This is a genomic window from Nitrospira calida, assembly GCF_976986435.1.
Map to the genome: position 1 here is coordinate 2,983,226 of NZ_OZ335950.1, position 18,160 is coordinate 3,001,385.

Here is an 18,160-nt window from a genome sequence, read left to right on the forward strand (position 1 = left end):
CCTCACAGGGTGACGCCGTACTCCCGGCGCCAGAGCTCAAAGAGGACCAAGGCAAACAGCCGCTCGCTGTTCGAGCGCCCTCGTGCCTGGCCGTCGAGCAGTTCTTCCAGGCAACGGCGGTCGAACAGGCTGTCCTTGGTATCCAAAAGTGCCTGGCGGAAACACTCGAGCCACGGGCCCGAGCGTAGCCAGGAGGCGAGCGGGATGCTGAACCCCTGCTTGCGCTCGGTATCGAAGCCTGAAGGAAGAACACACGCCGCGAGCCGCTTGAGCAGGAGTTTGCGGCCTTGCCCATTGGCCTTGAGATGGGACGGTACCTTTCTGAAGGCAAACTCGACGATCCGGTAGTCCAGAAAGGGGGACCGGACCTCGAGCGAGTGGAGCATGCTCGCACGGTCCACCTTCACCAGGATGTCCTCGGCCAGGTAGAGGCGAAAATCCGCGCGCGTCGCGCGTTCGACCAGATCGCCCTCCGGACGGACCACCTCCCGTCGGACCTGCTCCGCGACGAGCGGCCATGTCCCCACGGCGCCATCGAGTAGCCGCGCCCGCGTCCGTCGGTCGAAATACGTCGCGATGAGGGGAACGCCGCGCTCGAAGTCGGCCCCGACCGCCTGAAGCCAGTTCCGTCCCTTGACCCCCACCGGCAGGGCGACGGTCGCCGCGGCGGCTACGGTGCGCCGGAGCAGCAGCGGCATCCAGCCGGCATACCGGTCGAGGCGCACCAGCCGAGGGTAGTGGACGTAGCCCGCGAACAGCTCATCCCCGCCATCCCCCCCGAGCGCGACGGTACAGTGCTCTCGCACCACGCGACAGAGGAGGGATGTCGGGATCATAGAGGAATCCACGACGGGCTCGTCGAACTGGCGCGCCAGCCGCGGGAGTAGCTCCGGCGTCGCCTCGGTCGCGTCGAGTTCGACGTGCTCGGTCCCGAAGTGGCGGGCCACCAAGCGGGCGTGCTCCGTCTCATCATAGGGGCCATATCCGGGGAAGCGGACGGTAAAGGTCTTGACCTTGCGATTCCCCCGAACGGCCATCGCGGCGACCAGGCTGGAATCCATCCCGCCGCTCAGCAGAACCCCCACGGGCACATCGGCGACGAGTTGCCGTCGCACTGCATCCGCCAGCAGTTCCTCCAGCTCATCCGCGAGTGCCGCGTCGTCGAGGCGCCGACCGTCCGGCTCGAACACCCGCGGCAGATCCCAATAACGCCACACGCGCGCCGTCCCGGTCTCCAGGTCGAAGACGAGCGCGTGCGCCGGCGGGAGCTTCCGCACCCCGCGCAGGATGCATCGGTCCCCCGGCACGAAACCGAACGCCAGGTAACAGTCCAGGGCCTCCGGATTCAGACGGCGCGGGAACCGCGGATCAGCCAGGAGCGCCTTGAGTTCCGACGCGAACCTCAACGCCCCATTCGCGATGGAGTAATACAGCGGCTTCTCGCCCGCCCGGTCCCGAGCCAGAAAGAGCTGCCGACGTGGAGCGTCGTAGAGGGCGAAGGCGAACATGCCATTCAGACGAGAGAGGCAATCCGTCCCCCACTCGCGATACGCCGCGAGGATAACCTCCGTATCTGTCTGCGAGCGAAAGCGGTGACCTCTCGGCTCCAGTTCGCCGCGCACTTCGCGAAAATTGTAGATCTCACCGTTAAAGACGATCTGAAGCTCCCCGGCGACATCCGCCATTGGCTGGCGGCCCGCTGGCGAGAGGTCCAGGATCGCCAGCCGCCGGTGACCCAGCCCCACTCGGCCATCCGGCGACCACCACTCCCCCGCATCGTCAGGCCCGCGGTGACGCAGGGCCTCCCGACCCGCGATGAGCCACCTACGGTCGGCAATTGGCTCTCGTGACGCGATCCCTAGGATTCCGCACATGAGGCCAGCAGCCGTTTGATCGTCGCCAGGCCGCGCTCAACCGGCCACTCCTCCGCCGTAGCGCGTGCCCGACGTCCCACTTCGATGAGCTTTCCGGGTTCTCGAAGCACTGACGGAAGTTGCGCGGCCAACTCGTCGGCGTCTCCAGCTCGGTGCAGAAACCCGTTGACTCCGTGTTCGATGCGATCGAGTGCAGCCCCACAGGCGTCCGACGCAAACACACAGAGACCAGCCGCCATGCCTTCGAGAATCGCGTTCGGGAACGGATCGTGTACGGGGGACGGGTGCAGGAGTACATGGCTTCGTTGGTAGGCAAGAATCAGATCCTGGGGCTCAACCCATCCCAAAAAATGCACGCGGTCCTCCAAGCCCAGCGACTTCACCAGCGCCTGCAGCCTACCTATATCAGGTCCGCTCCCGGCGATCTCGTACCGCCACTTCAAAGCCGGACATTCCCGTCGAACCTGGGCAAGCGCCCTAATGGCGATGTCGTGTCCTTTGACTGAATTGTCGACGCGCCCGACGGACAACAACTGAACAGGCCCGTCTGTCCCGTGCAGCTCACGCCCCGGCCGATACGCGTCCAGATCAACCCAAAAAGGAAAATCAATTAACTTGTCGACAGGCGCGCCCATCTCCTCCAGGGCTCTCAACCCAGGACGGCCTGTTCCCATGAGGGCCAGCGCTCCTTGAAACCACCAGCGCAGCGCCGCTTTTCGCGCCGCTGCCTTGAACGGATGTCGGGTCGCGGCAAGATGCGGGGTGTCCGTCCAGATCGCGTACCTCCGCTGCAACAGCCGAAGCAGCGAGAGCAGCACCCACGCGGTCGGATGATCCCACCCGGCGACAACATACAGGCTCGACGGATCCTGAAACGGCAACCCAATGACCGACCAATCGAGGCCAAAGCGCTTTCTGTAAAAGCCGGCCGGATATCCCTCACCCAGCGGTGTCTTCCATGGATGAGACGGGAGCACCCTCTCGCGAAAGTGCACGACGAGCGGTACCTCCTGCGCAATCCGACGGAACAAGAAATCGTTGTAGGGCGTTGGCTGCCAGCAGAACCAGTGGATCCGCCTCGAGTCGGCACCACGATTCGGCTTCGATAGCATGTCTACTTCGTAGCTTCCACGTACACGCTCTCATCAGCACGTTCTCGGAGATCGAGCACACCTGGATTCGGTATCCTTGTCACACCCGCGTCCAGGATCCACGCATCTCGAAACCCTGCCTTCAACACCGCTTCCCTCAGCGACTGACCGTCGTACATCCACAAATGGTGTCGGTCGCCAACGACCAACCATCTCATTCTTTCTCTCAAAGTTCGGGCACGCGGGCGCGTCAAGAGCGTTCTCGCTACAAAGCGATCCGCGTCCCTGTCAGTTATGTACTCCTCTACCAGTTTCCTCAAGTCAGGCACCACCAAGCGCAAGTACCCGCCAGGAACCAGCACGCGGTAGGCCTCCGAAAGGAAACGCTCCGCCTCTTCCCGATCGAGGTGTTCTAGCATATGCGATGCATAGACGACTTCCACGGACTCAGATGGGACTGGCAGGCACAGACCATTGCCCCAGCGAATTCCTGCACCACGCGCCACTCGGATGAAAGTCTTCTGTTCCTCACTCAGCACACCCAATACATCCAGTAACCTCCAAACGGCCCCCAATCTGCTAACTAGTACCGTGAGTGAGTTGTCCACGTTTAACCAACCTGGCACGGGCGTCCGGCCACAACCCACGTTGATTCTCAAGAGCCCCCCACCCATCAGCGTGGCACCTTGTCCCACGAATCCTCTGGATCACCGAGGCCAGTCAGCCGCCACCCGCAGAAAACGCACCGGCTTCGACGGCGTGTTGTCACTCCGAAACTTGGTGTCTGCACCTCCATCATAGAGGCACAGCCCTAAGCCTCGACCAACAACTCCACAAGTTCCCGCATACGGCTCACAACGTCGTGTCCATCTTGCCAGACGCGCCGGCGGCCGTTTTCCCGGATCCGTCTTTGTTCTACAGGGTCGGCGAGCAGTGTTCGCACGCGCTCGACAAGCTCGCTGGGAGAGGAGAAAAACACCACCTCCTCCCCGTCCTTAAACATGCCCTCCAGCTCGTGAGTCCGTTCCGAAACCAGTAGCCCTCCACACGCCGGAATCTCGAAATGCCGCCGTGTGTAGACATCGCGGTTCAGTCGAGAGAGCAGCCCCAAAGCCACCTTCGCCCCGGAGAGCGCCTTGGCATATTCGTCGCCGTAGACAGGCGTTACGGTTCCCAGCGCGTTACGGAGATCCTCTGGCGCCCACCGGTTCCAGTACTCGCCGCCGAAGACTCGCACGCGGAAGCCCGCTGCGATCAACGCCCGGATGTACTCTTCACGCCCGTCGCGCTCGTAGTGCCCGACAAAGACGACGTCGCAGTCATACTGTTGCCGCTCTCCGTCACTAAGCTCTAACGGGCGGTGAATCCAAGGGACGAAGTACGGCACGAGCACGCGCACGTTCCTCGCGCCAGCGGCCTGGGCCTCGCCGACATTGACCGGGCGATAAACCAGCGTCAGATCGGACTCCTTCAGCCCCGCAAGGTACCAGATCCACAACACGCGGTGATGCCACGGCGCGCGTCTATGCCTCCACGGCCCAAAGGGGTCGTCGTTGTTGTACGAAGCGAGCTTCGCGCCTGTTCTTTCGCGGATCGCCCGGAGCGTCAGCGGCAGGACGTGCGTGCCGCGCCAGATCAAGACACAATCGGGCCGGTGGGCCTGGACGGCCCGCAACAGCGCCCCATTCAGCCGCGCGAGCGCTGGCCCCGGGAGCATCGGAAGCGCCTCCTCCACTTTGCCGAGGTAGCGCCAGCCAGCATAGCCCTGGAAAAACGGCGCGAAGCGAAACGGGATGACGTCGACCCCCGCCCGCCGGAGCGCTTCGGCGCAGGCGGACTCGTACCAGTCGTACTGCCAGTTGCCCGCCAGGAGCAGTTTCACACAGTCACCCACCGACCGGGCAACAACCCGCGAACCCCCCACGCCGTTTTGCCAACAACCCTCACGGCCGGCGCAATCACGACCGAGCCAAGTTTCTCCCCGAGCCAGGCGCCCCACCAGCTGAAGGTACTGTTCGCGATGATGAAGTGCCGGCACTGCGCCATGAGCCCAAGCTCGGTGACCGGATCCGCATCTTTCACCACATCGCCCACGACCAGCAGCCGGTCGGGCGGAAGCCCAAGCAGCGACGTAGCAGCTCCAGGTTCATCCGAGAAGAGCACATACGCGGGGCTCTCCACGCGTCGTTCGATCTCGGCCATGGCACGCTGGTAGTAGGCGGCAGGCAGGTTGTACGCCGAAGGCCCGGCGTTCGGAAGGTCGAACCACCGCACATGGATCGCCACAGCATTCATGCCGCGGATCTGCGCCGCCAGCTGTCGCGCGGCCTCATCCTGTGGAGGGCCGATTTCCAGGTCCTTTCGAATGACGTCTTCGACCTCCTTGAAGTAGCCTTCGCTCTGCCAGAGGCCGTCCAGGTAGACCGTGCCTTTAACCTTATAGTCCAGCACACGCGCATCGAAATCCAGCCCCTCTTGCTCGAGATAGCTCCGCTCGTGGAACGGCCGCCGCCGATTGATCCACTTCGCCACCGCGCGCCGTGCGCGTTCAAAGGGCTCGAGCCGCTCGGCCGGCGTGGCCTTTCGGCACGGGATTCGAAAACCATCCAGAAGGTACGTCCGCCTGTAGAGCCGATCGCGGGCAAAGCCCGTGACGTCGTCAATCACCAGCTCCGCGTCATTGGCCAGCGCCAACCGCCGCGCTGCCGCGTAGCAGAAGAGCTGATTGCCCAGCCCCCCTTTGATCCGCGCGATGACCTTCCCCCCGTCGTCCACTGGAGCTCAACTCGCGATGGAACCACGCCCTTCGAGCGCCATAGGCACACCGAGCCGCCTCCGCCGCACAGCAAGCCGATGGAGCAACAACAAACCCCACCAGATCAGCATCGCGTTGATGAAGTACTTATCGCCATACCAAAACCAGTGCGGCGCAACCATGACAAGCGTCCCCCACAACGCCGCATGCGTGACCGACACGCCCGCAGAAGTTCTCTTGTCAACGCGCGCGACAACATAACCCCACAGTGCAAGCACCCCGACCACTCCTATCGCGCGAAAGTCCATGAACGGCACCACGAGCGCGTGGGTGCCGCCTATGCCGTAGGTCATCTCCCACGCAGGCCCATGCCATGCGTCGATCGGCCTTTGGTAGCCCAGGAAATTGGCCAAAAATCCCGGCGGCAGCGACAGCACGTAATTCAGGTAGTCTTGGCCGAGCTTCAGCGGCAGGGACCCTGCCAAGTAATCCCCGGCTACACTCAACGGCGTCAGCAACACCGCGGTCCACGTGCCGTGGATGAGGTCGTTAAGCGATAACTCTCCCGAAGCCCACATCTCGCTCGCCAAGACCACAGCGTCCTTCCAATCGGTGCCCGCCAGCGTAGACCGAATTGCGCCAATGAGATATGCCAGCACAACCATCAACACTCCACCCACGACCACCGGTTTACGAGTCCAGACCCGCGTGTTTGCCTCTCGGTGTCCACCAATTTGTTTGGACCAGCGCACGCTCATCAAAAGTGAAGCGAGCACTAGCGGAATGGACTCCCGGTCTCCTCGCAGCAACTGAAGCCAGCCGACAACCACTACCAAAGCAGAAAGAAAAACGATTTTCTTTGTTTTAGCCCGAGCGCGGTCTCCATCTTGAAGCGTATCCGCCAGGCACCATACCAGGGTGATATACGAGATCATCCAGATCGAACCGAAGTCCCAGTCCTGGCTAATAGCAACTCCTTCTGTGTAGCGCGCCTCGAATATCGTTTGGCGCGGTGCATAAAGCCATGACAAAAGCACACCGATGCCGATCCACACCAAGAATAGCGGCAGCGAGAGACTGCTCCGCGCTCTGCCGCATCCACCGCCTAGGTCGAAACGCTTGATCGATCCGAATGTTCCATTGCCGAGTCCCGCCCCAACGGCGAAGCCAATCGCCCCAAGTGCGCCGAGGAGAGCCATCAATTCGATCACAGTCTGGTCCACCATATAGGGATTTACTGGCATACCCCACATGACTTGAGGAGCTTCACGGTCGAAATCGAACCAAAGGTAGGGGATCACATGAATAAAAGGCAATGCGTAACACACGAAGAACCAAGGAACCAGGAAGCTGACTTTCTTCGCACGATTCAACGATGCTATATAGAGTGACCGCTGCAAACGCAGCCACGGACAACACAATGGGAGGATAAGTGCTTTCGTGGAAGGCTGTAATGCCAAGTACGGCCGCAGCGAGGAAACCCGGTAATGCTAGGCGCTCCGTCATCCTTCCGATCCACCCGCAGACGCGCAAGCCGCCGTGAACTCTTACGGCTTTCTTACCGTTTGGAAGCAGATCTCTCGGATCTGTCTACAACGGTCGGGGTCCACAAACAAAAAGTTGTTGTGCGTTCCCAGCGCGCTCCTGCTTCCCTTCTGGGCGGCGATGACCTCCTCTTCCCCGACCACGGCGAGCGGTGAGCGGGGGTCCAGTTTCAGCGCGACATACCCTGTGTCCCAGAATGCCTGGAATGTTGCCAGCACATTCGGATTCATGCCCAGGCCGGCCGGGAGATGCTCGGACACCGCCACCTCCACCATCCAAATCGGCCGCGGCGCCATCGACAGGTGGCGCCTCCCGCCCTTGATCACCGCGAGCTCCCCACCCTCCACGTCGACGATCACGAGCAGGCGCTGACCATCAAATCGCTTGCCCAGGACGTTGTCCAGGGAGTTGGTCGGTACGAGCGTCACGAAGTTCTCGGACGTGCCTGCCCACCCCTTCAGGAGCGACGCCCCTGTCCCCCGTACATCGTCGCAACGCCAGGACGATCCGCTAATGCAAGCGGAAAGACCTCGACGTCACACCACCCGTTCGCCCTGAGGTTCCGCAAGAGCAACCTGACATTCGCCGGCATGGGTTCGAACGCGACGACGCCTCGTTGATGCGATCTCGCCAAGCACACGTAATAGCCGATGTTCGCGCCCACGTTAATAACGACATCAACATATGGGAGCAGCGCTTGGATCACCTCGGTTTCGAATGGCTCGAATGCTCCGATCTCCATGAGTCGATTACCGCACAAGAGGAAACCGAACGGGGTCTTTTGCGGCCGCGAGTGATAGAACCGGACCACCTCCCGGAGTTCACGATAACTCGTCGCCATCAGGCCGGATCGCTCCAGAATCCGGCGGAAAACGTTACGGAAGATGTCCGTCCTCATGCTCCCGCGCGCTCAAGCCATACGGCCTTATTCGAACCGCCGCCAGCTTTCCCATACCCACTCGTATTGCCACGTCAACCTGTGCGTCCTCGCGAGAAGACTCTGAATGTTTTTCATCCGCCTCTCGGAGGAGGAATCAATCCGGTGAAATTGAACTTGTATATCCCGCACACGAGTTACTAACCCAGTCTCGATCATCCGATCGAGCAATTCATACTCGCCACCTTCGATATTGATTTTCATCAAATGAACTTCAGCGATGCCTTGTTTGCGCCACCACTCCCACATGTCCACGATGCTGACCTCTTCCAGGCGAGCAGAACGCGGTCTTCGAACTACCGAGCTTCCGGACCCCAAAATCGCGATCATTTCCATTCGCGTGTAGCCGCCAAGCCCGAAGCCGTTTACCTCGATTAGCGGGTTCCTCGCAAATCGCCGCGCGAGAGCTTCTGCGAATACCCTCACAGGCTCGAAAAGAATCATTCTGCAACAGTAACGGGAGAAAATATCGCTGGCCCACTGGCCATCATAGCTACCAACGTCCAGGACAAGCGAGTTTTCCCCAATATCATATTCATAGCGAAGCCTGTCTGCGCCGTCCGAGTACCACTTTGCGACAAGCTTTTGTTGCTTGCTCGGCCACAGCCGAGCTTGTAATCCGCGGCATATCCTCAAGAGCGTCCCTTGCACGACTGCACCTAACACAGAACACACAACGTGTATATCGTAAGGGGCACGACGCTAAATTCGATCGCCAAGATCGCCTGGAGGCGTCTCACCACTCTTGTCTACGGCATCTTGGAACGATACGGATAATGTCCGTGGAGACCTCTGCGCGATAACATCGCGAGGACCTCACCATGCGTAGGAGATCATCCAAGTAAGGATAGCCGTTTCTTCCGAGGAACAGACGCGCGTCGTCAATGAGGATCACATGGCCTGTCACTTTATGCCGAAAAATCGCGTCAACCTCGCACATCACCGGGGAATCCACAGCTCCCCGTGCCGTCTCCTCGCCGCTCCAATGGGCGTCAAGCCAGAAAAGCGCCGGCTCATCGAGCTGATCGAGCAGTCTGGGTAGGATCTCCGCGCTATCACCCTTGATAACCGTGACTCCGGGGTACCGCGCAAGCCTGCTCTGGGCTTTGTAATATAAGGCCGCGTCGAGCTCGATCGTCCAGACCCGGAAGCCCGCTCGTGCCATCCACTCCGCAGTCTCGCCAAGGTAGGTCCCCGTCTCAACAAAAAGGCGCAGGCCAAAGCTGCGGGCATAGGCCCTGCACACGTACAGCTTGACAAGACCAGGGGGGAGATGGACAGCCGGACGCAATCCAGCGGACAACCCGACGGACCTCCCGGAATTGCAATAGCGGGTACCACAGTCCGCACCTCCGGAGGGAGGACCTCAGAAGCGCTTTCACGACGATCGTCCCAGCGCGAGACGGGGCTCCGCGCGCCGCGCATACGCGAGCATAGCCGCTACATACACGACCGACCACAAGGCGCTCGCCACCACCACGCCGACGACGCCGTACAGCGCGGCGCCGATCAGGTTCAGCACGACGCCGAGGATCGCCGTGACGATCTTTGGCGTCACCAGAGATCGAGTGTTGACGCTCGTCATGTACTCGAGGCTCAGTACCTGCCCCGCCGCAAACGTTCCACCGGCTAGCACCATCCAAGGCAGCAGGCCACTGATACCCCTGTAGGGCTCGGCCACCATTAGAGAGAAAATCGGCCTGTGGATGAGAAAAAGCAGCCCAAAGAGCACCAGGGTCACGATCCCGGTCCAGAAAGCAAGCGAGCGGATCGAATCGTTGCTTGCGCGAAGGCGGTCGAGATCGCGGCCCGTTCCGGCTCGCTGGAAAAGCACAGGGCCCACGAGTTGCAGGACCATGCCCGAGGCAAGCATCATGGGATAGTAGCCAAGCTGGTAGAGTACCGCATACTGGCCGACCTCGTCGGTTGTGCGCAGGAATCCAAGCGCCCACCGATCGGAAGCCTGCTGCGCCCACGTGAGCCAACCCCACGCAGCAAAGGGCCACGAGTACGCAAACACCTGGTCGCGCCAACCTTCCATGGTAGCTTTTCCGATTGGGAAGTCACGAGGAGATGCCTTCATTAGGCGAAGCGAAAACCACCCTTGCGATACAAGCGCGAGCGTGAGCGCCGTGGCAAACCCGACCAGCGCCACCGTGCTGCTTGAGCCAAGCAACACGATCAGCCCAGCCGCCACGAGGAACCGTCCCCACGACGCCAAGCCTTGATGCCAGGCAACCACCGAGCGCTGGCGCGCCGCGTTCTGGATCGCGTCGAGGATGCCGTTGTAGCCCGAGAGGAGCCCGAACGCGAGCGCCACGAGCACGAGGCCGAGCCAGCGCCCATACCCAGCGGCCAGCAGAAGCGTAATGACGGGGAGAGCCAATGCCAGAATCCATCCCGTAGCGGCCAGTGTCATGCGCGTGAGCGCCCCGAGGTACGCCGGGGTGGCTGCTTCCTCCTGCGCGACGGCGTAGAAGCGGCTGGCCCCGTTGCTGAGCGGGCCGAAGACGACCTGGTTGAGGAGCGTAGCCGCCGTCATGCCGAGCGCCAGCTCGCCGTAGGCCTCGGGTGGGAGCAGTTCCGTGAGCACCCGGACGCCCACCACCGCCCCGGCGACCGCCAGCACCTGCCCCACCATGACCCAGACGGCTTCCTTGGCCAGCCGCCCGACGCGAGCAGCTGTCACCTCTGCAGGCCACCACTGGGCGAGACCGTTGGCGCCTGTTGCCTGTCGGAGCTTCGCCAACACCGAAAGCGTCATGCCAAGACCCGGCTCCCGACGCGGAGCTGGGCGCGATACCACTCGATGGTCCTCCGGAGCCCTTCCTCGAAGGGCACGCTGGCCCGGAAGCCGAACTCGCGCTCGGCCCTGGACACATCCAGCCGCCGCCGCGGTTGCCCGTCCGGTTTCGTGGGATCCCACACCACTCGCCCCTCGAACCCCGTCAGCTTGACGATGAGGTCCACTAGATCCTTTATCGAGAGCTCGAACCCGGAGCCGAGGTTCACCGGCTCGCTTTTGTCGTACCGCTCGGCGGCGAGCAGAATGCCCTCCGCCGCGTCTTCGACGTAGAGAAATTCTCGCGTGGGGGTCCCAGTGCCCCACACGGTAATAGTCTCATCGCCCCGCGCTCGTGCTTCCAGGCATTTGCGGATCAGCGCGGGGATGACGTGTGAGGTCTCGAGGTCGAAATTGTCGCGCGGGCCGTAGAGGTTCACGGGGAACAGGACGATCGCATTGAAGCCGTACTGCTGCCGATAGGCCTGGGACTGGACGAGGAGCATCTTCTTGGCCAGGCCATAGGGGGCGTTGGTCTCCTCGGGGTAGCCGTTCCAGAGGTCCTCTTCCCGGAACGGCACCGGCGTGAACTTAGGGTAGGAGCAGATCGTCGCGACCGCGACGAATTTCTCGATCCCAACCCGCCGGCCCGCCTCCATCATCTGGACGCCCATCATGAGGTTCTCGTAGAAGAATCGCCCCGGATTGGCGCGGTTGGCGCCGATGCCGCCTACCCGGGCGGCCAGGTGGATGACGACCTCGGGCCGGGCGTCCCGGTAGACGCGCTCGACCGCCTCCATGTGGACGAGATCGTAGTCCCTGCTCCTGGGAACGAAGACCTCCTTCGCGCCCCGCTGGCGGAGCTTCTCGACCACGAAGGAGCCCAGGAAGCCGGCGCCACCAGTGACGAGCACCCGCTTGTCGCGCCAGAACGTCGAGCTTTCGGGCCAGCCCATCATTCGTGCCCTCGGCGGTGATTCTTCAGCGCGGCCGTGACCCCCGACGCCCAGCGGTGCCAGTCGGGGCACTTCTGTTCGAGAATGCGCGCCCCCTCGCCGATGGGCGTCAACCCGGCCGCCTCCAGATCGGCATCGACCATGATGCGCACGAGCTCCCGGAACGTGACCCTGGGCTCCCAGCCGAAGTCCCGCCTCGCCTTAGAGGCGTCCGCCGCCAGAGAGTCCACCTCGAGCGGCCGCAGGTAGCGCTCGTCGATCTCCACATGCTCCCGCCAATCGAGGCCCGCATAACCGAAGGCTTCCTCCACAAACTCCCGCACCGAGTTCGCCTCGCCCGTGCCGATGACGTAGTCGTCAGGCCGCTCCTGCTGGAGGATGCGCCACATGGCCTCCACGTATTCCGGGGCGTAGCCCCAGTCGCGCCGCGCCTCGAGGTTCCCGAGGTAGAGCTTCTGTTGCCGGCCGGCCAGGATCGCCGCCACCGCCCGGGTGATCTTTCGGCTGACGAAGGTCTCGCCGCGGCGGGGCGACTCGTGGTTGAAGAGAATGCCATTGGCAGCGAAGAGGCCGTAGGCATTCCGATAGAGGGCCACCATCCAGAACGCGTAGAGCTTGGCGGCGGCGTAGGGGCTGCGGGGCTGGAAGGGCGTCGCCTCGCTCTGGGGCGGCGGCGCGTCGCCGAACATCTCGCTCGAGGAGGCCTGGTAGACACGAGTCTTGATGCCGCTCCGCCGAACCGCCTCGAGGAGCCGCGTGACGCCGAGGCCGGTGATGTCGCCGGTGTACTCGGGCATGTCGAAGCTCACCTTGACGTGGCTCTGGGCCCCCAGGTGGTAGACCTCGTCCGGGCGGAGGTTGTAGACGAGGTGCGTGAGCTGCTCCAGACTGCCGAGATCGCCGTAATGCAGGAAGAGGCGCGCCCGGGGCTCGTGGGGGTCCTGGTAGAGATGGTCGATGCGGCCCGTGTTGAAGGTGGAGGCGCGGCGGATGAGGCCGTGGACCTCGTAGCCTTTCGCCAGCAAGAGCTCCGCCAAGTAGGAGCCGTCCTGACCGGTGATGCCAGTGATGAGCGCGCGTCTCTGGTGTGCGGCGTTTATGGCCTGACTTGCGTTGGTTGTGTGAGCCAACCTTGACATCATGGCTTGCTCCGTCTGTTGCGTTCAGCCGTCAAGGCGCTGAGCTGCGTCAGACAACGGAAACCGTAAGGTAGCAGGGACAAAGAGCCCAGCATCGCTTGCGGCGAGCAATGCATTCGTTTTGCTATGCCATAGGAACCAGCCTACAGAAACAGGACAATGGGACGGGTGATCTCCATGTCGGGCGCAGAGCAGGCAGTTCTCTCCCCGTGGGTGTCTCATTGTTACTTCGAATGATGGCGAAGATAGAGTAGAGGCAGCTCCGCCCTCTCACTTACAGTGAGTGTCTGGGAATCTGGCCCCTTGCAGACCCTTGGTCCGCTGGAGGCCTGTCGGCTAGATCCGTCCTCCGCTCCTCACCCCCGCACCACAGTCGACGTCTTCTCCGCGATGGTGGCGATACACCGACTGTAGCGTCCCCTCTCTGGCAGTAACAAGCGGGCGGGAGACTCGGAAATGGCCGTTTTCGGTTTACCGGACTTTAGCGGACCGACTATTTACCAGGAGCTTCACAAACCTGCAAGGAGAAGGTTTGCTGCGCTGCAGCGAAGGGAACAGGTTTTTGCGCTCAAACAATCAGGCGCCCCTTTTTCTTTCTGGCGGGTATATACCGCCATCTCAGATTCGCAGGTAGGGCCGTTAGGCTTTGATGATGCTCCGTAAGCTCGTCTACAATGGGGGGCAAGAACAGGAGGCGGGGGCTGTTCTGCCGTCACACGCCCCCTTTTTTCTTCGTTCTTGGTCCGAGGCTACGTCCCCCCCTTGCTGCTGGCCCTGGTAGCCGAATCCGGTAAGGCTCCCCATGTCGCCCGCTGAGCGATTTCCTCGCCGGGAGACAACCCGACGTTGGTCAGAAATGACTCCCGACCCCTTTTCTGCTTTCTTGCTCGTCCCGCCAGAGGCCCTCGTCGTCCGGCCCCCGATAGGAGGCAAGAAAAGGGGTCGGAGGCAAGAAAAGGGGTCGGGAGTCGTTTCCAGACCTCGCGCGCGCTCTCCTGGCCGGGGATTGCGGATCGCAGCTCAAATGATGTGGCCGCGTTGGGCGATGGCGGACTGCTAAAGACTCCCGACCCCTTTTCTGGATCCTTTTCTGGATCTGGATCCTTTTCTGGATCGCTTTTCCTCGAGGGCTATTTCGCCGGCAAATTCAGATACAGCACGAGGGGTATTACAATCGCGCTGATCCACGTCAGCCATTTTTTGTGGAAAATGTCGTAGATGCCGTAAATCAGCACCGCCGCAATGGCGGAATAGTACAGGATCGCGTTACCTCTGGAATACCCGCTGACGCCTTCGGCAAACGCCAGCACGGGGGTGAAGAGCAGAAGGAGAAGTGAGAAGAACCCGACCACTCGCTTCATCGTCCACCTCCTTGTTGGATGGTTTTTCCATCGTTCCCGCAACGCCGCTCCCGCTCTCCAAACGCAAAGCGCCCGGGAGGCTACACAGTCCCCCCGGGCGCTCGCGGACGGCGTCGTGTTGTGCGTCGTGTACGGAATTCTTTTCCCGAGCTCGCCTACCCCGGTCTCATCGCAGGCCTCCCGGTTGGTTGTATGTTGGCTCTTTCCGGGCGCGGTTGTCAACCTCCGGACGTGGCATGACAATTATCCCTCTTGTGGAAAGCACTGCTTCATACAGTCCGGGCACAGGCCTCCGTTGAAGCGGATGCAGGAATGCTCCGCGAGAAACGTCTCCAGATCCCGCCAATTGCCTGCTTCGTCCGGCACTTTCTTGCACCAGGCACAGAGGTTGATGATCCCCTTCGCCCGGCTGAGATGTTCGTCGATATCCCGCTCCTGCTCCGAATAGACGGGCACACGCGCGTCCCGGAACACCACCACTGCGCCGATCACGATCCCGGCGTCGTCCACCACCGGAGCGGCGCGGCCTTCGATCGGTCGCTTCCGAAGGTCTTTGGTCACGAGCGTGACCGCGGAGAGATCGACGATGCGGCATTCGTCCATCGCCGTCATGGCTGGATCGTCGATCTCGCGCATCTGCCCTTGGTCTTCGATGCACAGGATCGCCCGCAGGCCGGCGCCCAAGGCTTCTTTCTGAGTCCATCCGGTCAGCGCCTCCGCGGCCGGGCTCATGTAGGTCAGGCGCCCGCCGCGGCTGGTGGTCAAGACGGCGTCACCCATCACGCGTACGGTGGTCGCCAGCCAGCGCAGACTTTCGCGCAGACTCCGCTCCGACTGGCTTCGATAGAGCGCGATCTCGATACTGGTCCGCAACTCATGAGGTTGATAGGGCTTGAGCATGTAGCCGGCCGGGGCCGTGGTTTTCGCCCGCTCGAGGGTCTGGTCGTCGGCGAAGGCCGTCAAGTAGATCACCGGCACGTTCAGCCGGTCTTTGAGCTGCTGCGCGGTCTCGACCCCGTCCATCTTGCCTTTCAACACGATGTCCATCACGACCAGATCGGGGCGCGTCTCCGCCGCCTTCCGGATCGCTTCCTCTCCCGACGCCGCCGTGGCCGGCACGTCATACCCCAGCCGTTGGAGGCTGAGCTGGATGTCCCTTGCCACAATCGGCTCGTCTTCGACCACCAAGATTTTCGCCTGTTCCATCGCTACCCCCTCACATGCGTTCCTGATAATTCAGGGTCCGGAACGTGATTCGCCACTCCGTGCCCTGGCCGCTTTGCAATTCGACGGTCCCTTCCAACTTCTCCGCCAACAATCCAACCAATTCGAGTCCCAACGAGTCCGGGTTCCGCAAGACCCCGTCCTTCGGCAGCCCGGCTCCGTCGTCGCTGACCCGCAGGGTGTACGTCTCATCTGGGTTGGCGACCAGATCGACCTGAATCCGTCCCTGCCGGCCGGGTTGAAACGCGTGCTTCAGGCAGTTCGCAACCAGTTCGTCGACGATCAACCCGCAGGTCATCCCGGTATCGAGATCGAACTCCACATCATCCACCGTGAGGTCGAGGACAATCTGCCGGGGGTCCACGCCGTACGAACGGAAGAGATGCCCGGTCAGCGTCCGGATATAGTCGCCCATTTTGATCTGCGAGAGGTCCTGCGAGCGATGCAGGGTTTCGTGCAGCAGGGCGATGGACGTGATGCGCGTCTGGCATTCCCGAAACAACTGCGCGATCTGCGGATCCCTGATGCTGGCCGACTGCAGGTTGAGCAGGCTGGAGATGACCTGCAGGTTGTTCTTGACGCGGTGGTGCACCTCGCGCAAGAGGCTTTCCTTCTCCTTCAAAGCCTTCCGGAGCTGGTCTTCCATTTCTTTGCGCTCCGTCAGGTCCAGGCATGACCCGATGAAGCCGGCAAAGGTGCCGTCCGCCTCGAAGAGCGGAATGCCCGTGTCCAGCACCCAACGGTACTGGCCGTCGGCCCGGCGCAGGCGGTACTCCATCGTGAACGGCTGCTCGGTCTGAAACGCGGACACATACGTGTCCAAGCAGCGGCGCCTGTCGCTCGGGTGGACGCCGCTGATCCAGGCGTCCCCCAATTCCTGCTCCAGCGTCCGCCCGGTAAACTCCAGCCACCGCTTGTTGACGAAGGTGCACTGGGCGTCCGGCCCGGCCATCCACACCATCACCGGCGCGGTGTCCGCCATCATGTGGAACCGGGCTTCGCTTTCGCGCAACGCCGCCTCGATCCGCTTGCGCTCGGTGATGTCGCGAGCGATGGAGGAGACGCCGATGATCCGGCCGTCGGCGTCCTTGACCGGGGACAGCGTGAGCGACACGTCGATCTTCTTTCCGTCTTTCCTGCGCCGCACGGTTTCGAAATTGCGTACATGTTCGCCGCGCCGGATGCGTTCGAGCATGGCGGGGATTTCATCGGGCCGATCCGGCGGGCACAGCAGCGAGATGGAGCGACCGATGACCTCTTCGGCTTGGTACCCGTAGATCCGTTCCGCCCCGGCGTTCCAGCTTCGGATGATTCCATCCGGGGTCTTTCCGATGATCGCGTCGTCGGACGACTTGACGATCTCGGCCAATTGGAGCAGCGCCTCTTGGCGCATCGCATCCAATTCTTTGTTGGCTTGTTCGAGTTCGGCGGTGCGCTCCGCAATCTGACGTTCAATCCCCTGGTACACCCACCGGAGTTCTTCTTCACTACGCTGACGCCGGACACACAGCACGGCCGTGGTCCACACCGCCAGAAGCGCCAGACTGCGATTGCACAGCACGACCCAATACGGCACCACCAAGGGACCGTTGGCGAACCCCTCGGCGAGCGTGAGGACCGAGGCGATGACGGCCACCAGCGGCGTCGCGCGACGAGACCGGATCCACGAAGACGTCAACACCGGAACCACATACAGGACCGCCGCCTGGAGACCGAGCGGCAACCAGTAATCCATGGCCCAGATCACGCCGATCAGCGCGATAGTGACGCCGATGAGGGGAAAATCTGGACGCGGCTTCGCCATACCCTGCCTGGTTGAGCAAGAGTTATGCCTTCGAAGACAATCATGCGCTTCTATCACGTGATCGTAGGGGAATGCCTCTCCGCTGAGATGAAAGACCAGAGGGCGGTGGCAGGACGCGTCGGGCCAGGATTAGATCGTTGCCTCCAGCAGAAACGCCTGTAGGATTGCTGGCCTTGAGGAGTTCAGGGGGAGTGGTGAAGTCACGGCGGTCAACGGCCGTGCCGGCGGCGCTGGCATGACTTCGCGTGCGCAAGCGGCACGCGCGGTCGCCTCACAGCAAGGCTCTCCGATCAGTAGTGATGTGCCTGCATCGCTGTTCAGCTTTGAACGATGTTGTAGGCGGCTGCAACTCCGCGAGGGGAGAGGTGCACGACTGAACCAAGGGAGACACTGGGCATTTCCCTAGTCCCGTGGATCAGCCTCTCAGGTGGCGCAGAGAGTGGGAGGAAGGAGGTGGTGCGTCTCGCATCCACGAACGACTTTCGGCTCCTGCGCCGACGGCCTCATCACGACCGCGATTTCTCAATTGCTGTCGCGGAGCAGATCGCGTGAGGTCCGCGCGTCTCCGACCGGTTCCTCCCTTGGTGGAAAGACCAGCGTCCCACGCTTCCCCAGTAAACACCCTTGGGTTCCCCCGGGTGGTGAGGAACGAGGACGGAGACGCACGGGGAAACCCGTGGGGGCCCAGGTCC

General features: G+C 62.1%; 15 protein-coding genes. All 15 read right to left on the reverse strand.

Annotated features, from left to right (window positions below; translation table 11 throughout):
* Positions 1-2: 2 nt before the first annotated feature.
* The 15 genes from asnB to ACWHTU_RS14660 all read right to left on the reverse strand — a co-directional run bounded on the left by asnB (position 3) and on the right by ACWHTU_RS14660 (position 17,468).
* Entirely contained in the window at positions 3-1,874 is a 1,872-nt protein-coding gene (asnB, locus tag ACWHTU_RS14590) for an asparagine synthase (glutamine-hydrolyzing) (protein ID WP_447860112.1), read from the reverse strand.
* A complete protein-coding gene (locus ACWHTU_RS14595; protein ID WP_447860113.1) occupies positions 1,859-2,986 on the reverse strand; it encodes a glycosyltransferase family 4 protein in 1,128 nt (375 codons plus the stop codon). Before ACWHTU_RS14595 ends, asnB begins: the two co-directional genes overlap by 16 nt.
* Positions 2,987-2,988: 2 nt before the next feature.
* Complete coding sequence (locus ACWHTU_RS14600) at positions 2,989-3,639, reverse strand: class I SAM-dependent methyltransferase (protein WP_447860114.1); 651 nt, start codon at positions 3,637-3,639, stop codon at positions 2,989-2,991.
* Between the two features lie 137 nt (positions 3,640-3,776).
* Entirely contained in the window at positions 3,777-4,847 is a 1,071-nt protein-coding gene (locus ACWHTU_RS14605) for a CgeB family protein (RefSeq protein WP_447860115.1), read from the reverse strand.
* Positions 4,844-5,740 (reverse strand): alpha-1,2-fucosyltransferase, encoded by an 897-nt coding sequence (locus tag ACWHTU_RS14610; RefSeq protein WP_447860117.1) that lies wholly within the window; start codon positions 5,738-5,740, stop codon positions 4,844-4,846. Before ACWHTU_RS14610 ends, ACWHTU_RS14605 begins: the two co-directional genes overlap by 4 nt.
* 6 nt (positions 5,741-5,746) lie before the next feature.
* Positions 5,747-7,093, reverse strand: coding sequence for a hypothetical protein (locus tag ACWHTU_RS14615; RefSeq protein ID WP_447860118.1), 1,347 nt, complete (start codon positions 7,091-7,093; stop codon positions 5,747-5,749).
* Positions 7,094-7,267: 174 nt separating this feature from the next.
* On the reverse strand, positions 7,268-7,780 hold the full coding sequence (locus ACWHTU_RS14620; protein ID WP_447863374.1) for an FkbM family methyltransferase: 513 nt from the start codon (positions 7,778-7,780) through the stop codon (positions 7,268-7,270).
* Positions 7,723-8,163 carry an FkbM family methyltransferase gene (locus tag ACWHTU_RS14625; RefSeq protein WP_447860119.1) on the reverse strand — a complete coding sequence of 147 codons (441 nt, stop codon included), beginning with the start codon at positions 8,161-8,163 and terminating at the stop codon, positions 7,723-7,725. Before ACWHTU_RS14625 ends, ACWHTU_RS14620 begins: the two co-directional genes overlap by 58 nt.
* A gap of 27 nt (positions 8,164-8,190) precedes the next feature.
* Positions 8,191-8,853, reverse strand: coding sequence for an FkbM family methyltransferase (locus tag ACWHTU_RS14630; RefSeq protein ID WP_447860120.1), 663 nt, complete (start codon positions 8,851-8,853; stop codon positions 8,191-8,193).
* 727 nt (positions 8,854-9,580) lie between these two features.
* Positions 9,581-10,966 (reverse strand): lipopolysaccharide biosynthesis protein, encoded by a 1,386-nt coding sequence (locus ACWHTU_RS14635; protein WP_447860121.1) that lies wholly within the window; start codon positions 10,964-10,966, stop codon positions 9,581-9,583.
* On the reverse strand, positions 10,963-11,943 hold the full coding sequence (locus ACWHTU_RS14640) for a GDP-L-fucose synthase family protein (RefSeq protein WP_447860122.1): 981 nt from the start codon (positions 11,941-11,943) through the stop codon (positions 10,963-10,965). The genes ACWHTU_RS14635 and ACWHTU_RS14640 overlap by 4 nt, the downstream gene beginning before the upstream one ends.
* Entirely contained in the window at positions 11,940-13,079 is a 1,140-nt protein-coding gene (gene gmd, locus ACWHTU_RS14645; protein ID WP_447863375.1) for a GDP-mannose 4,6-dehydratase, read from the reverse strand. The genes ACWHTU_RS14640 and gmd overlap by 4 nt, the downstream gene beginning before the upstream one ends.
* Before the next feature lie 1,130 nt (positions 13,080-14,209).
* The gene (locus ACWHTU_RS14650; protein WP_447860123.1) at positions 14,210-14,440 is read right to left on the reverse strand and encodes a hypothetical protein; all 231 of its coding nucleotides are present in this window, start codon (positions 14,438-14,440) and stop codon (positions 14,210-14,212) included.
* A 243-nt stretch (positions 14,441-14,683) separates the two neighbouring features.
* Positions 14,684-15,646 carry a response regulator gene (locus tag ACWHTU_RS14655; protein ID WP_447860124.1) on the reverse strand — a complete coding sequence of 321 codons (963 nt, stop codon included), beginning with the start codon at positions 15,644-15,646 and terminating at the stop codon, positions 14,684-14,686.
* A 10-nt stretch (positions 15,647-15,656) separates the two neighbouring features.
* Positions 15,657-17,468: a PAS domain S-box protein gene (locus ACWHTU_RS14660; protein WP_447860125.1), complete on the reverse strand. Its 1,812-nt coding sequence runs from the start codon at positions 17,466-17,468 to the stop codon at positions 15,657-15,659.
* Positions 17,469-18,160: the final 692 nt, after the last annotated feature.

Coding starts and splice junctions, on each gene's coding strand:
- ACWHTU_RS14660 (WP_447860125.1), bottom strand. CDS start 17,468: ATGGCGAAGCCGCGTCCAGATTTTCCCCTCATCGGCGTCACTATCGCG.
- ACWHTU_RS14600 (WP_447860114.1), bottom strand. CDS start 3,639: ATGGGTGGGGGGCTCTTGAGAATCAACGTGGGTTGTGGCCGGACGCCC.
- ACWHTU_RS14655 (WP_447860124.1), bottom strand. CDS start 15,646: ATGGAACAGGCGAAAATCTTGGTGGTCGAAGACGAGCCGATTGTGGCA.
- ACWHTU_RS14640 (WP_447860122.1), bottom strand. CDS start 11,943: ATGATGGGCTGGCCCGAAAGCTCGACGTTCTGGCGCGACAAGCGGGTG.
- ACWHTU_RS14625 (WP_447860119.1), bottom strand. CDS start 8,163: ATGAGGACGGACATCTTCCGTAACGTTTTCCGCCGGATTCTGGAGCGA.
- ACWHTU_RS14595 (WP_447860113.1), bottom strand. CDS start 2,986: ATGCTATCGAAGCCGAATCGTGGTGCCGACTCGAGGCGGATCCACTGG.
- ACWHTU_RS14650 (WP_447860123.1), bottom strand. CDS start 14,440: ATGAAGCGAGTGGTCGGGTTCTTCTCACTTCTCCTTCTGCTCTTCACC.
- asnB (WP_447860112.1), bottom strand. CDS start 1,874: ATGTGCGGAATCCTAGGGATCGCGTCACGAGAGCCAATTGCCGACCGT.
- ACWHTU_RS14635 (WP_447860121.1), bottom strand. CDS start 10,966: ATGACGCTTTCGGTGTTGGCGAAGCTCCGACAGGCAACAGGCGCCAAC.
- gmd (WP_447863375.1), bottom strand. CDS start 13,079: ATGTCAAGGTTGGCTCACACAACCAACGCAAGTCAGGCCATAAACGCC.